This window comes from Streptomyces sp. NPDC002926 (genome assembly GCF_053591755.1).
On record NZ_JBSFUK010000010.1, the window covers coordinates 203154 to 216999 of the forward strand.

The following is a 13846-nucleotide window of genomic DNA, read 5'->3' on the forward strand; positions in this document are numbered from 1 at the left end:
AATCACCCGGCGGGCCGCATCGCAGCTGTTGACTAAGACTATTCAGACGGAGAAGATGTGAATAGATAAGCCAACAGTCATGGTCGCAGTCGCGAGGAGGCATTGCCATGTCAGGACCCCGCCCCGTACGGGCACCGCGCGGTACGGAACTGAGCGCCCTGGGATGGCAGCAGGAAGCCGCCCTCCGCATGCTCCAGAACAACCTCGACCCCGAGGTCGCCGAGCATCCCGACAAGCTCGTCGTCTACGGCGGCACCGGCAAGGCGGCCCGCGACTGGCGCTCCTTCGACGCGATGGTGCGCACGCTGCAGACGCTGAAGCAGGACGAGACGATGCTGGTCCAGTCCGGCCGTCCGGTCGGCGTGATGCAGACGCACGAGTGGGCGCCGCGGGTGCTCATCGCCAACTCCAACCTGGTCGGCGACTGGGCGAACTGGGAGGAGTTCCGGCGGCTGGAGCAGCTGGGTCTGACCATGTACGGCCAGATGACGGCCGGCTCCTGGATCTACATCGGCACGCAGGGCATCCTGCAGGGCACGTACGAGACGTTCGCGGCGGTCGCCGCCAAGAAGTTCGGCGGCACACTCGCCGGGACGATCACGCTGACCGCCGGTCTGGGCGGCATGGGCGGCGCGCAGCCGCTCGCCGTGACGATGAACGACGGCGTCGCGATCTGTATCGACGTCGACCCGCGCGCGATCGAGCGCCGTATCGAGCACCGCTACCTGGACGTGCGCGCGAACTCCCTGGAGCACGCGCTCCAGCTCGCCGTCGAGGCCCGCGACGCCCGCAGGCCGCTCTCCATCGGCCTGCTCGGCAACGCCGCGGAACTGCTGCCGCGCATGCTCGCCGAAGGCGCGCCGATCGACATCGTGACCGACCAGACCTCGGCCCACGACCCGCTGGCCTACCTGCCCCTGGGCATCGACTTCGACGACATGGCTTCGTACGCCGCCGAGAAGCCCGCCGACTTCACACAGCGCGCCCGCGAGTCCATGGCCCGCCATGTGGAGGCGATGGTCGGCTTCATGGACGCCGGCGCCGAGGTCTTCGACTACGGCAACTCCATCCGTGGCGAGGCCCAACTGGCCGGTTACGAGCGGGCGTTCGCCTTCCCCGGCTTTGTGCCCGCGTATATCCGGCCGCTGTTCTGCGAGGGCAAGGGCCCGTTCCGCTGGGCGGCACTGTCCGGCGAGGCCTCGGACATCCACAAGACCGACAAGGCGATGCTCGAGCTGTTCCCGGAGAACGAGTCGCTGCACCGCTGGATCAAGATGGCCGGCGAGCGCGTCCACTTCCAGGGTCTGCCGGCGCGTATCTGCTGGCTCGGCTACGGCGAGCGCGACAAGGCGGGCGAGCGCTTCAACGACATGGTGGCCTCCGGTGAGCTCGCCGCACCGCTGGTGATCGGCCGCGATCACCTGGACTGCGGCTCCGTCGCATCCCCCTACCGCGAGACCGAGGCCATGCTGGACGGGTCGGACGCCATCGCCGACTGGCCGCTGCTCAACGCCATGGTCAACGTGGCCTCGGGCGCGAGCTGGGTGTCGATCCACCACGGCGGCGGCGTCGGCATGGGCCGCTCCATCCACGCCGGCCAGGTCTCGGTGGCGGACGGCACGAAACTCGCGGGCGAGAAGATCCGCCGCGTACTGACGAACGACCCCGGCATGGGCGTCATCCGCCACGTGGACGCGGGCTACGACATCGCCGAGTCGGTCGCGGACGAGCTCGGTGTGCGTGTACCGATGCGCGAGGGCGACCAGGCGTGACCGTGAACGCTCCCGGCAACACCCCCGCCGGACCGGCGGGGGCCTCCTTCCACGAGATGTGGCGCGACCTCGAACCCATCGGCCGCGACGCGGACACCCGCGGCTACCGCCGCTACGCCTGGACCGGCGCCGACGCCGACTGCCGCGCCTGGTTCAAGGCACAGGCCGACTCCCGCGGCCTGACCTACGAGCTCGACCGCAACGGCAACCAGTGGGCCTGGCTCGGCGACCCGCTCGCCGAGGGTGCCGTCATCACCGGCTCCCACCTGGACTCGGTCCCCGACGGCGGTGCCTTCGACGGCCCGCTCGGCGTGGTCTCCTCCTTCGCCGCGCTCGACGAACTGCGCGCCAGAGGAGCCCGGTTCACGAAGCCGGTCGCCATCACCAACTTCGGTGACGAGGAGGGCGCCCGCTTCGGTCTCGCCTGTGTGGGCTCGCGTCTCGCCTCCGGACAGCTGACGCGCGAAGCGGCGTACGGGCTGCGCGACGGCGACGGGGTGTCGCTCCCGCAGGCCATGGAGGAGGCCGGGTACGACCCGTCCACCATCGGTCCCGACCCCGAACGGCTCGCCCGTATCGGCGCGTTCGTCGAGCTCCATGTCGAGCAGGGCCGGGCGCTCGACCTGTCCGGTGATCGCGTCGGCATCGCATCCGCGATCTGGCCGCACGGCCGCTGGCGGTTTGACTTCCACGGCGAGGCCAACCACGCGGGCACGACGCGGCTCGTCGACCGCCGCGACCCGATGCTGACGTACGCCGAGACGGTCCTCGCGGCCCGCCGCGAGGCCGAACTCGCGGGCGCGGTCGCCACGTTCGGCAAGATCTCCGTCGAGCCGAACGCCGTCAACGCGATCCCGTCGCTGGTGCGCGGCTGGCTGGACTCGCGCGCCGCCGACCAGGCCACGCTCGACACGGTCGTCTCCGCGATCGAGCGGGCGGCGAAGGAGCGCGCCGAGCGGGACGGCGTCGACCTGCGTGTCGTGCGCGAGTCCTTCACCCCGGTGATCGAGTTCGAGCACGCGCTGCGCGACGAGATGAACAAGATCCTCGGCGGCTCCGTCCCCGTGCTCGGTACGGGCGCGGGACACGACGCGGGAATCCTGTCCGGCGCCATCCCGACAGCCATGCTGTTCGTACGGAACCCGACAGGCGTCTCGCACTCCCCGGCCGAGTCGGCGGCCGAGGACGACTGCGTCGCCGGGGTCATCGCGCTCGCCGACGTACTGGAGGGTCTCGCGTGCAGATGACGTACTGGCTGGAACATGCCTGGCTCGGCACACATGTCGAGCCGGGCGTGGCCCTGGACGTGGCGGACGGCCGGATCACGGCCGTACGCACCGAGGTCGGCACCCCGCCGCGGGGCGCGGTCGTGCTGCGGGGCTTCACGATCCCCGGCCTCGCGAACGCCCACTCGCACGCTTTCCACCGGGCCCTGCGCGGCCTCGTCCAGGTCGGGTCGGGGACCTTCTGGACCTGGCGCGAGTTCATGTACGGGGTCGCTTCGCGGCTGACACCGGAGACGTACCACGCGCTCGCACGGGCGGTGTACGCGGAGATGGCGCTGGCGGGCATCACGGCGGTCGGCGAGTTCCACTATGTGCATCACGCGCCGGGCGGCACGCCGTATGCCGAGCCCAACGCCATGGGAGAGGCGCTGATCGCCGCCGCCGCGGACGCGGGCATCCGGATCACCCTGCTCGACACGGCGTATCTGTCGTCCGCCATCGGGAACAAGCACACCGGGGAGCCCCCCACCGCGCATCAGCTCCGCTTCTCCGACGGCACGGCGGAGGCGTGGGCGCAGCGCGCCTCGCTGCTGAAGGACGGTGACATGGTACGGATCGGGGCGGCGATCCACTCCGTACGGGCGGTTCCGGCGGAGCAGCTGTCCACCGTCGCTTCCTGGGCAGCCGCACGGAACGCCCCCCTCCATGTCCACCTCTCCGAGCAGACCGCGGAGAACGACGCCTGTCTGGCCGCGCACGGGTGCACCCCGGCCCGGCTGCTCGCCGACCACGGTGTGCTCGGCCCCCGGACGACGGGCGTCCACAACACGCATCTGACGGACGAGGACATCGCGCTCGTCGGCGGGAGCGGGACGGGCACCTGCATGTGCCCGACGACCGAGCGGGACTTGGCGGACGGCATCGGGCCCGCGGCCGACCTCCAGCGCGAGGGCTCCCCGCTCTCGCTCGGCAGCGACAGCCACGCGGTGATCGACCTGCTGGAAGAGGCCCGCGCGATGGAGCTGGACGAACGCCTTCGGACCCGTACGCGCGGCCACTGGACGGCCGCGTCACTGCTGCGTGCCGCCACCGAGGACGGACACGCGGCGCTGGGCTGGGACGAGGCGGGGCGCCTGGAGGCGGGCGCGCTGGCCGACTTCACGACGGTGGCCCTCGACACCGTACGCACGGCGGGGCCGCTGCCGCGGCTGGCCGCGGAGACGGCGGTGTTCGCGGCGACGGCCGCGGAGGTGCGGCACACGGTCGTGGCGGGCCGCCACGTGGTCCGCCACGGCTCCCACACCCTGGTCCCGGACGTCCCGTCGGCGCTGTCGGAAGCGATCGCGGCCCTGCGCGCATGACGTTGAACTTCCCCCACCCCGCCCGTGTGTCCGGGGGCGAAGCCCCCAGTCACGGGAAGGGGCGGGGAAGGGCAAAGACCCTCGGAGAGGAACCATGACCACCACCGTCATCACCAACATCGGCAGCCTCGTCACCAATGACCCCGCCCTCGGCGACGGAACCCCCATCGGCCTCCTCCAGGACGCCGCTGTAGTCGTCGACGGCGACCACGTCGCCTGGGTCGGGCCCAGCGCCGAGGCTCCGGCAGCCGATGACGCCGTCGACGCCGCCGGCCGCGCTGTCATCCCCGGCTTCGTCGACTCCCACTCCCACCTCCTCTTCGCCGGCGACCGCACTCAGGAGTTCAACGCCCGGATGTCCGGCCGTGCCTACTCCGCCGGCGGCATCCGCACCACCGTCGCCGCGACCCGCGCGGCCGGCGACGAGGCTCTCGAAGCGAACCTCACGCACCACCTCCGCGAGGCACTCCGCCAGGGCACCACCACCTTCGAGACCAAGTCCGGCTACGGGCTCACCGTCGAGGACGAGGCCCGCGCCCTGCGCATCGCCGCGCTCCACACCGACGAGGTCACCTACCTCGGCGCGCACATCGTCCCGCCCGACTACGCCGACGACCCCGCCGGGTACGTCGCCCTGGTCACCGGCGAGATGCTCGACGCCTGTGCTCCGTACGCCCGTTGGGTCGATGTCTTCTGCGAGAAGGGCGCCTTCGACGGCGACCAGGCCCGCGCGATCCTCACCGCAGGCAAGGCGAAGGGCCTGCACCCTCGCGTCCATGCCAACCAGCTCAGCTACGGCCCCGGCGTGCAGCTCGCCGTCGAGCTCGACGCCGCTTCCGCCGACCACTGCACGCACCTCACCGACGCGGACGTCGACGCGCTCGCCAACAGCGCGACCGTCGCCACGCTGCTCCCCGGCGCGGAGTTCTCCACCCGCGCGCAGTGGCCCGACGCCCGCCGCCTGCTGGACGCGGGTGTGACCGTCGCGCTGTCCACGGACTGCAATCCGGGCTCGTCCTTCACGTCCTCCGTTCCGTTCTGTATCGCGCTCGCCGTACGGGACATGGGTATGACTCCGGACGAGGCGATCTGGTCCGCGACGGCCGGCGGCGCGGCGGCCCTGCGCCGTACCGACATCGGCCGCATCACCCCCGGCGCCCGCGCCGACCTCGCCCTGCTCGAGGCCCCGAGCCATGTCCACCTGGCCTACCGGCCGGGCGTGCCGCTCGTCTCGGAGGTCTGGCGTCAGGGCAAGAGGTGCCGGTAACTGCCCGGATGCTCGGCCAGGTACTCGGTGAGGCTCTGCGCCGGACGGCCCGTCAGCCGCGGCACAACGTCGGACACGGTGGCCGTCTCGCCGTTGGCGATGGCTTCGTAGGAGGACACCCAGCCGGCGACCTCCCACTCCTCCGCGCCGTACCCGGCCCGTGAGGCGTACGCCTCCTCGCGCGTCTCGGCCAGGTAGGTGACCTGACGACCGCCGACCCGGGTCAGCTCCGCGGCGACCTCGTCGAGGGAGAGCGCCTCGGGTCCGGTGACGTCGTACGTGGCCCCGTCGTGCCCTTCCCCGAGCAGCACGGCAGCGGCGACATCCGCGATGTCCTCGTGCGCCACCGCCCCGACCCGCCCGTCCCCGGCGGGCCCGCGGATGATCCCGTCCGCGGCGGCCAGGGCGGGCAGCATGGCCATATAGAGGTTGTCGCGGAGGAAGGTGTGCGCGAGCCCCGTGCCCCGGATGTACTCCTCGGTGTGCCAGTGATCGCGCGCGAAGGTGAAGGTGGCATCGGGCGCGGCGCCGACGAACGACACGTACACGATCCGCTCGACCCCGGCCGCGACGGCCGCGTCCACGACGGTGGTGTGTTCCCGCACCCGGTCGGCCGCCTCGTGTGCCGACACCAGGAAGAGCGTGTCGGCCCCTTCGATCGCCCGGCGCATGGCCTCCCCGTCCCCGTATGCCGCCGGCGGCGCCTTGACGCACCCGGCGAGGTCCGGCAGCCGTCCGGGATCCCGCCCCAGCAGCCGCGCGCCGACCCCCCGCCCGGAGAGCCGCCGCGCGACACGTCCGCCGATCTGTCCGCCCGCTCCGGTGACGGCGATGGCTGGGGGCATGGGCGCGTCCTCTCGTCGTGCTGCTTGCTCCGAGACTACGGCCGGGCCCCCGCAACAGCGCGCACGATCAGCGTGCGCCGGTCGACAGCTCGCCGGGACGTGGAAACAGCGGTCCCGGTGCAAGAACACTCAGGCCGCGCGGAGTTCCGCGATCACCTTGATGGCCTCGGCGGTCAGGTCGGCCGGGCACCCCCAGTAGTCGTAGATGCCGCCACGGCCACGGTTGCTGCCGCAGACGACGAAGACCCCCGTGCCCAGCCGCGCTTTGAGGCGAGTGGCCAGCCAGCCGACGAATCCGCTGTTGTCCGTGGCGTCGGGGAAGTGGAAGGAGAAGATCCCGAACCGTTCGGCATCACCACCGTCCGACGGGGCGGGAACCAGGCGGCACCAGCTGTCGGCGTCACGGACCATCGCCAATGTGTCGGCGGTGAGAGCCGGAGGCCGGTCGGCCGGGAACTCCTCGAAGGACCAGAGCCCCTCATGGACCATGAACTCGGCCTCGGAGACCACGCGTTGGAGACGCTCTTCGGTCTGCTGGGCGGTCTCGACACTGACACTGACCACGAGCGTGCTCCTCGATGCCTGGGATTCCTGCCGCGGAACCGAAGGCTAACTCCCCTTGTCCGAGGGCCCGGTGTCCGCCGTGCCCGCCGGTCCGGTGCCCGCCGCGCCCGTGGGGCCGGTACCGGCCGTGTCTGTGGGGCCGGTGCCCGCCTTGTCCGCCGGTCCGGTGCCCGACGTGCCCGCGGGTCCGGTTGCCGCCTTGTCCGCCGGCCCGGCACCCGCAGCGTCCGTCGGCCCCGTGCCCTCAGGGGGCGGGCCGGCGCCCGGCGTCTCCGCGGCACGTTCGAGACGCGCGTTCATGATCAGCACAACGCCCCCGCCCAGCGACCACACCCCCAGCAGCAGCGGCGTCAGCCACGCGGTCAACGGCCCCGCCAGCGACAGCACCGCCACCACGAAGCCCGCCCAGCCGAGCCACGCCGGGATCGTCCGGGTCTGCTGGCCCGCGCGCCAGAGCGCGAACAGCATCACCGCCGCTCCCGCCATCGCCGCGATCATCGCTCCGTACGCGACGTTCAGCAGCAGGAACGCGAGCAGCGCGGTCTCCGGGAGCACCGGGAACGCCGCGGAGTGGTTCGCCGTGATGCCGAAGATGTTCCCGGCCACCGCCCCGACCATGAGCAGCGCGGTGAAGGCCGTGCCGCCCACCAGCACCAGATGGGAGCGGTTGCCGGCCAGCCGGGCGAGGGCGACCACGAAGAACAGGAAGAGCAGGCCCGACACCAGAAGTACCAGGGCCGTGGCCTCCGACAGGCCCTGATTGCTGTCGTCGATGTAGTAGAAGAAGACGCGCCTGAGCGCGCCGCTTCCCCTGGTGTCCGGGGTGCCCATCCACAGAGCCTGCCCGGCGATCAGCAGCGCTCCGGCCACCAGCCCGGCTATCCCGGACCAGAGGTCCCTGTGCTGAGCGGGCAGGGCAGGTTCCGTGCCTTGCGACGCCATCATTGTTGCCTCCCGCGGGGTATCCCCGAGAAAGGGTCTTTGTCCCATTTTCTCACTGACTGCCGAGTCGGCACGGCGGGACGTGACAGAGTGAGCCGATGAGGACCATAGGGCTGATCGGCGGCATGAGCTGGGAATCCAGCGCCGAGTACTACCGGCTGCTCAACGAGCTGGTACGGGAACGGCTCGGCGGGCTGCACTCCGCCAAGTGCGTTCTCCACTCCGTCGACTTCGCCGAGGTCGAGGAGCTCCAGGTCGCGGGGGAGTGGGAGCGCGCCGGTGAGATCCTCGCCGAGGCCGCACAGGGGCTCCAGGCCGCGGGCGCGGACCTGTTGCTGATCTGTACGAACACCATGCACAAGGTCGCTGGACAGGTGGAGGCCGCCGTCTCCATTCCGCTGCTGCATCTCGCGGACGCCACCGCCGATGCCGTACGCGCGCAGGGGCTCGGCCGGGTCGGGCTGCTCGGAACCGCGTTCACCATGGAGCAGGACTTCTACCGGGACCGGCTGGCCGGGCACGGACTCGAGGTGCTCACGCCCGACACGGAAGGGCGCGCCCTGGTGCACCGGGTGATCTACGAGGAGCTGTGCCGCGGAGTCGTACGGGACGAGTCCCGAGCCGCCTATCGGGAGGTCATCGGCCGACTCGTCGCCGCCGGTGCGGAGGGCGTCGTACTCGGGTGCACCGAGATCGAGTTGCTCATCGGGGAGAAGGACAGCCCGGTGCCCCTGTTTCCGACGACCCGGCTGCATGCCGAGGCGGCCGTGGCCGCCGCTCTGGGCGGGCGCTGACGCCCGCCCGGAGCATGCGCCTCAGGGTCGGGGCCGTACCGGCAACTCCCGGACGCTGTTGCCCACAAAGCTCGCGTGCCTCCGCAACTCCGCCTCAGGGAGCGCCAGATCGAGCTCCGGGAAGCGCGTGAACAGCCGCTCCAGCGCGATGGTCGCCTCCATCCGCGCCAGCGGCGAACCCAGGCAGTAGTGCGGGCCGTGGCCCAGTGACAGATGCCGGGCGCCGCCGGTCCTGGTGATGTCGAAACGGTCCGCGTCCGGGCCGTGCGCCGACTTGTCACGACCGGCCGCCGAGTAACCGGCAAGCACCGGCGTGCCCTTGGGGATCACCGTTTTGTCGACCGTGAGATCCCGGGTCGGATAGCGGAACGGGAAGTAGCTGACCGGGCTGTCCCAGCGCAGCGTCTCCTCGACCACGTCCGACCAGGTCGCCTTGCCGGACTGCACCAGTTCCAGCTGGTCCCGGTGGGCGCACACCGCGCGTACGGCATTGGTGATCAGGTTCAGCGTCGTCTCGTGCCCGGCGATGATCATCAGCAGCAGGGTGCCGATCAGTTCGTGCCGGCTGAGCCTGTCGCCGTCCTCCTCGCGGGCAGCGATCAGCGCGCTGGTCAGATCGTCGCCCGGATTCTCCGTACGGGTCGCGGCGACGGTCCCGAGCACCGCCACCAGCTCGCGGTTCGCGTCCATCGCCTCCTCCGGGCCGATGGACGTGCTCACTACCTGGTTCGACAGATGGTGCAGCTGGTCCTGGTGCTCGGCGTCCACGCCGAGGAGTTCGCAGATCACCCCCATCGGCAGGGGCAGTGCGAAGTGTGTCCGCAGATCGGCGACGCCCCCGCCCGCGGCGGCCGCCTCGTCCAGGCCGTCGAGGAGCCGCGCCGTCAGTGTCTCGATCCGGGGCCTCAGCTCCCCCACCCGGCGGGCCGTGAACGCCTTGCTCACCAGCGAGCGCAGCCGCCGGTGGTCCGCGTCGTCGGCGGTGGTCATGCCTTGCACCGTCGCGAAGGTCCTCAGCGGCCAGCCGTCGGGTATCTCCCCGTCGCGCAGCGCGGTGAAGTGCGCCGCTCCCTTCGCCACGTCGGGATGGGCGAGGAACTCCTTGAGCGCGTCATGGCCGAGCACCGCCATGCCTGCCACTTCACCGGGGAGTACGACCGGTGCGACCGCGCCCTCGGCGAGCAGCCGGGCGTTGTCCGCGTGCGGGCAGCCTCCGGCCGGGTCCATCCGATGCGCGGTGTCACGTGAGGTGGTCAACTGGGCTCTCCTGACTGCGGCATGCGAGCCGGCCGGCCAGTGCGGCTGAGACGGCCGCGATCACCGCGGCGCACGGCCGGGCTCCGGGTCCGTACACGTCGAACGCCCCTGAGTGACCGGGAGCATTCAGATAGTACGAGCAGCCGACCTTGTTCGAATACGGGTCGTTCAACTCCTCCTGCATTGCTGAATAGTTGATTCCGGAACTCGAACACCTCGCGTATCCCGCTTTCTCACTCCTTCACGGAACGGTCACAAGAAGTGCGATGCTCCCTACCCTGTCGGGATATGGGCCGGTAGCGTCCTGTCCTGGGGAAAAGCTCATGGGGAGGGACCGGGGGGTCGAGTTGAGCGGTGTACGCATTCGTGTCGTGAAACCGGACGAGCTGGGCGAGAGAGAGATCGAGGCCTGGCGGGAGCTGCGCGCCAAGACCGGCGCACCCGCCAATCCGTTCATGGAGCCGGAGTTCACCCTCACCGTCGGCCGCGTGCGGCCCGCGGCCAGGGTGGCGGTGCTGTGGGAGGACAGGGAGCCCGTCGGCTTCTTTCCGTACGAACGAGGGCCACTGGGCCACGGACGCGCGATCGGTCTGGGGGTCTCCGACTGCCAGGGCGCCGTGCTCCGCTCCGGCCTCACCATCGCGCCCCGTGAGCTGCTGCGTGCCTGCGGGCTGTCGGCGTGGGAGTTCGACAACCTTGAAGCGAGCCAGGGCATGTTCGTGCCCGATGCCGCCGAGGAGTACGCCTCTCCCGTGATCGACATCGGCGCGGGATATCCGGCGTACGAGGAGGTCCTGCGCGCGCAGTCGCCCAAGTTCCTCAGGACCACCCTGGCCAAGGAGCGCCGGCTGGGGCGGCAGGCGGGCCAGGTGCGGTTCGTCTTCGACGAGCGCGACCCGGCCGCGCTGCGTGCGCTCATGGAGTGGAAGTCCGCGCAGTACCGCAGGACCGGCCGCCGGGACCGCTTCGCACAGGAGTGGATCAACACCCTGGTCCGGCTGCTGCACGGGACACGCACGTCCGGCTGCTCCGGAGTGCTGTCCGTGCTGTATGTCGCCGACCGGCCCGTCGCCGCACACTTCGGGCTGCGCTCGCGCACCGTGCTGTCCTGCTGGTTCCCGGCGTACGACGTCGAGTTCGCCAAGTACTCGCCGGGTCTGATCCTGCATCTGCGGATGGCGGAGTCCGCCGCCGCCGAGGGCATCGGAATGCTCGACCTGGGGCGCGGGGCCGCCGAGTACAAGGACGCGCTGAAGACCGGTGAGCTATGGGTCCACGAGGGCTCCTCGGTCCTGCCTGGGGCGCGGGCGGCCCTGTACTGGCTGAGCCGCGAACCGTCGCGCCGCGCGCACAGTTTCGTACGCAGCAGGCCGCGGCTGGCCGGATACGCGCAGAAGGCGCTGAATCAGGTCGGCAAGTTGCGGGGCAACTGAACAGCCGGAACATCCGAGCAGGCGGGGGATTCGCATGCCGAGCACACCACAGGGGCCACCGGGACCGCAGAGACAGTGGCCGGCCGAGATCCAGGTGGCCGAGCTGGATCTGGACGGCCCCGACGGCGCCGTCCTGCGGTTCGGACCCGCGCCGGGCGGGGGTCCGCCCGTGCGGGGCGGTGATGTCTACGCACTCGTCCGGCTCCGCGGCCGGCCCGTCGCCACCGTCGTCTGCGCCGTCCCGCCCGGCCGGGACCCGGCCGACGCCGTCGCCGCGGCCGCCCGCGCCAAGCTCGCACACGATGTGCCGCCGACCCCTTGGGCTGCCCACGAGGAAACCACCCATCGGGCGGCAACCTCCCCGGGTGCCCACGAGGAAACCCACCATTGGGCGGCAACCTCCCGGGGTGCCCACGAGGAAACCACCCACCGGGCAGCAACCACCAACGCCCCCGGCCCACCTGGGCCACGGGACCCCGCACAAGCCCCCGGCCCACCTGGGCCACGGGACCCCGCACAAGCCCCCGGCCCACGGTCACCACAGGACCGGGTGACCATCGTCGTCGCAACCCGCGAGCGCCCCGATCAGCTGGCCCGCGCGCTCGATTCGCTGCTCGCCCAGGACCACCCGGACTTCGAGATCGTCGTCGTCGACAACGCGCCCGTCACCAGCGCCACCCACGATCTGGTCGAGCACAAATACGGGGAGCGCGCCCGGTACGTCCGTGAGCCCGTACCGGGTCTCGCCGCAGCCCACAACCGCGGGGTCGCCGCCGCCGACGGCGCGGTCATCGCCTTCACCGACGACGACGTCATCGCCGATCCGCACTGGCTCACCGCGCTGACCGCGCCCTTCGCCGGCGATCCGGGCCTGGGCTGTGCGACCGGGCTGATCCTGCCCGCCCGGCTGCGCACGCCCGCGCAGATCCTCCTCGAGAGCCACGGCGGCTTCGCCAAGGGCTTCACACCGCGCCAGTACGACCCGGCGCACCCGCCCGCCGGCGAACCGCTCTTCCCGTTCACCGCGGGCAGTTTCGGCTCCGGCGCCAATATGGCCTTCCGCGCCACGGTGCTGCGCGAGATCGGCGGCTTCGACCCCGCCACCGGCACCGGCACCCCGGCCAGGGGCGGCGACGACCTGTACGCCTTCGTCAGCGTCCTCGCCGCCGGGCACCGGCTGCGCTACACCCCCGACGCGCTGGTCTGGCACCACCACCGCGAGAGCTGGCAGGACCTGAAGAATCAGGCGTACGGCTACGGCGCGGGCCTCACCGCGTATCTCACCGCCGTCCTGGTCCGCCGGCCCGCGCTGCTGCCCGCACTGCTGAGAAAACTGCCGCGCGGACTCGCGCACGCCCGATCCATCACCGCGCACCGCGACGTGGGCGGCGCAGCAGTGCCCGGGGAGCACGGGGTACAGGACTATCCGTGGCCGCGCCATCTCTCCCGGCTCGAGCGGCGCGGCATGCTGGCCGGGCCGATCGGGTATGCCAAGGCACGCCGACGAGTACGCGGCGTTCCGCTCCCGTGGGGCAGCAGGCCGCAACGGGACGACCGGTGAGAGGCGCTGGTACGACAATGCCCCGGATCCCCGTGCTGCTCTACCACGCAGTGATGGACGAGCCGCCCGACTGGATCGCCGAGTTCACCGTCACGCCACGGGAGTTCGGCGCGCAGCTGGACGCGATCGTGGCCAGCGGCCGCACCCCGGTCACTATCGGCGCGCTCGCGGACCAGCTCGCCGGCCGTGCCCCGGTGCCGTCCCGGCCCGTCGTCCTCACCTTCGACGACGGCTTCGCCGATCTGCCGCGGTCCACCGCCGAGGCGCTCGCCGCACGCGCACTGCCCGCCACCGCGTATCTCACCACCGGGGCCATCACCCCGGGCCGGCGCAGTCTGCTGCCGCCCGCGCCGATGATGACCCTCTCGCAGGCGCCACTGCTGGAGCAGCACGGAATGGAGGTGGGCGCGCACACCGTGACCCACCCCCAGCTGGACACCCTGCCGCCGCAGGCACTCCACCGTGAACTGCGCGAGCCCAAGGCGGTTCTGGAGGACGTCCTCGGCCATCAGGTGACGCACCTGGCCTATCCGCACGGCTACAACAGCCGCGCGGTGCGCGAGGCCGCCGCCCGCGCGGGCTACGCGTCGGCGGTCGCGGTGCGGCACGCACTGAGCTCGGACACCGACGAGACGTACCGCATCGCCCGCCTCATACTGCGCCGCAGCCACACCGTCGCGGACGTCGAGGCGTGGATGGACGGTCGCGGCGCGCCGGTCGCGCCGTTCCCCGACTCGCTGCCGACGGTCGGGTGGCGGCTCTACCGGCGGGCCCGCGCGGCCTTGAAGGGCCCGGTCTTCGCGGGGTAGCGGGGGCAGTGAGGC

Annotated in this window: 12 protein-coding genes and 1 pseudogene; 9 read left to right on the top strand and 4 right to left on the bottom strand. The window is 71.6% G+C overall.

The window, feature by feature from the left end:
- Window positions 1–107 precede the first annotated feature (107 nt).
- The 4 genes from hutU (at window position 108) to hutI (ending at window position 5626) form a co-directional block, all read left to right on the top strand.
- Complete coding sequence (gene hutU, locus ACWDZ6_RS18735; protein WP_451503734.1) at window positions 108–1772, top strand: urocanate hydratase; 1665 nt, start codon at window positions 108–110, stop codon at window positions 1770–1772.
- Between the two features lie 56 nt (window positions 1773–1828).
- Window positions 1829–3019 (top strand): allantoate amidohydrolase, encoded by a 1191-nt coding sequence (locus tag ACWDZ6_RS18740; RefSeq protein ID WP_451503758.1) that lies wholly within the window; start codon window positions 1829–1831, stop codon window positions 3017–3019.
- On the top strand, window positions 3016–4359 hold the full coding sequence (locus ACWDZ6_RS18745; protein WP_451503759.1) for a formimidoylglutamate deiminase: 1344 nt from the start codon (window positions 3016–3018) through the stop codon (window positions 4357–4359). The genes ACWDZ6_RS18740 and ACWDZ6_RS18745 overlap by 4 nt, the downstream gene beginning before the upstream one ends.
- A 94-nt stretch (window positions 4360–4453) precedes the next feature.
- Window positions 4454–5626: an imidazolonepropionase gene (gene hutI, locus ACWDZ6_RS18750; RefSeq protein ID WP_451503735.1), complete on the top strand. Its 1173-nt coding sequence runs from the start codon at window positions 4454–4456 to the stop codon at window positions 5624–5626.
- On the opposite strand, the gene ACWDZ6_RS18755 is transcribed toward hutI, so the two are convergent.
- From ACWDZ6_RS18755 to ACWDZ6_RS18765, 3 genes are all read right to left on the bottom strand, one after another.
- A complete protein-coding gene (locus tag ACWDZ6_RS18755; RefSeq protein WP_451503736.1) occupies window positions 5605–6471 on the bottom strand; it encodes an SDR family oxidoreductase in 867 nt (288 codons plus the stop codon). The two genes, hutI and ACWDZ6_RS18755, sit on opposite strands and share 22 nt — an antisense overlap.
- Window positions 6472–6600: 129 nt before the next feature.
- A complete protein-coding gene (locus ACWDZ6_RS18760; RefSeq protein ID WP_451503737.1) occupies window positions 6601–7035 on the bottom strand; it encodes a DUF6196 family protein in 435 nt (144 codons plus the stop codon).
- 45 nt (window positions 7036–7080) lie between these two features.
- Window positions 7081–7980, bottom strand: coding sequence for a hypothetical protein (locus ACWDZ6_RS18765; protein ID WP_451503738.1), 900 nt, complete (start codon window positions 7978–7980; stop codon window positions 7081–7083).
- 95 nt (window positions 7981–8075) lie between these two features.
- Here ACWDZ6_RS18765 and ACWDZ6_RS18770 point away from each other — a divergent pair, with 95 nt between their 5' ends.
- Window positions 8076–8771 carry an aspartate/glutamate racemase family protein gene (locus tag ACWDZ6_RS18770; RefSeq protein ID WP_451503739.1) on the top strand — a complete coding sequence of 232 codons (696 nt, stop codon included), beginning with the start codon at window positions 8076–8078 and terminating at the stop codon, window positions 8769–8771.
- 21 nt (window positions 8772–8792) lie between these two features.
- On the opposite strand, the gene ACWDZ6_RS18775 is transcribed toward ACWDZ6_RS18770, so the two are convergent.
- Entirely contained in the window at window positions 8793–9998 is a 1206-nt protein-coding gene (locus ACWDZ6_RS18775; protein ID WP_451503760.1) for a cytochrome P450 family protein, read from the bottom strand.
- A 164-nt stretch (window positions 9999–10162) separates the two neighbouring features.
- Here ACWDZ6_RS18775 and ACWDZ6_RS18780 point away from each other — a divergent pair.
- The 4 genes and pseudogenes from ACWDZ6_RS18780 to ACWDZ6_RS18795 form a co-directional block, all read left to right on the top strand.
- Window positions 10163–10222: pseudogene (locus ACWDZ6_RS18780) on the top strand (lasso RiPP family leader peptide-containing protein); the annotation flags it as partial.
- Between the two features lie 129 nt (window positions 10223–10351).
- A complete protein-coding gene (locus ACWDZ6_RS18785; protein WP_451503740.1) occupies window positions 10352–11461 on the top strand; it encodes a GNAT family N-acetyltransferase in 1110 nt (369 codons plus the stop codon).
- A gap of 34 nt (window positions 11462–11495) precedes the next feature.
- Window positions 11496–13022, top strand: a complete 1527-nt coding sequence (locus tag ACWDZ6_RS18790) for a glycosyltransferase (protein WP_451503741.1) — start codon at window positions 11496–11498, stop codon at window positions 13020–13022.
- A 17-nt stretch (window positions 13023–13039) separates the two neighbouring features.
- Window positions 13040–13831: a polysaccharide deacetylase family protein gene (locus tag ACWDZ6_RS18795; protein ID WP_451503742.1), complete on the top strand. Its 792-nt coding sequence runs from the start codon at window positions 13040–13042 to the stop codon at window positions 13829–13831.
- The last annotated feature ends 15 nt before the right edge of the window (window positions 13832–13846 follow it).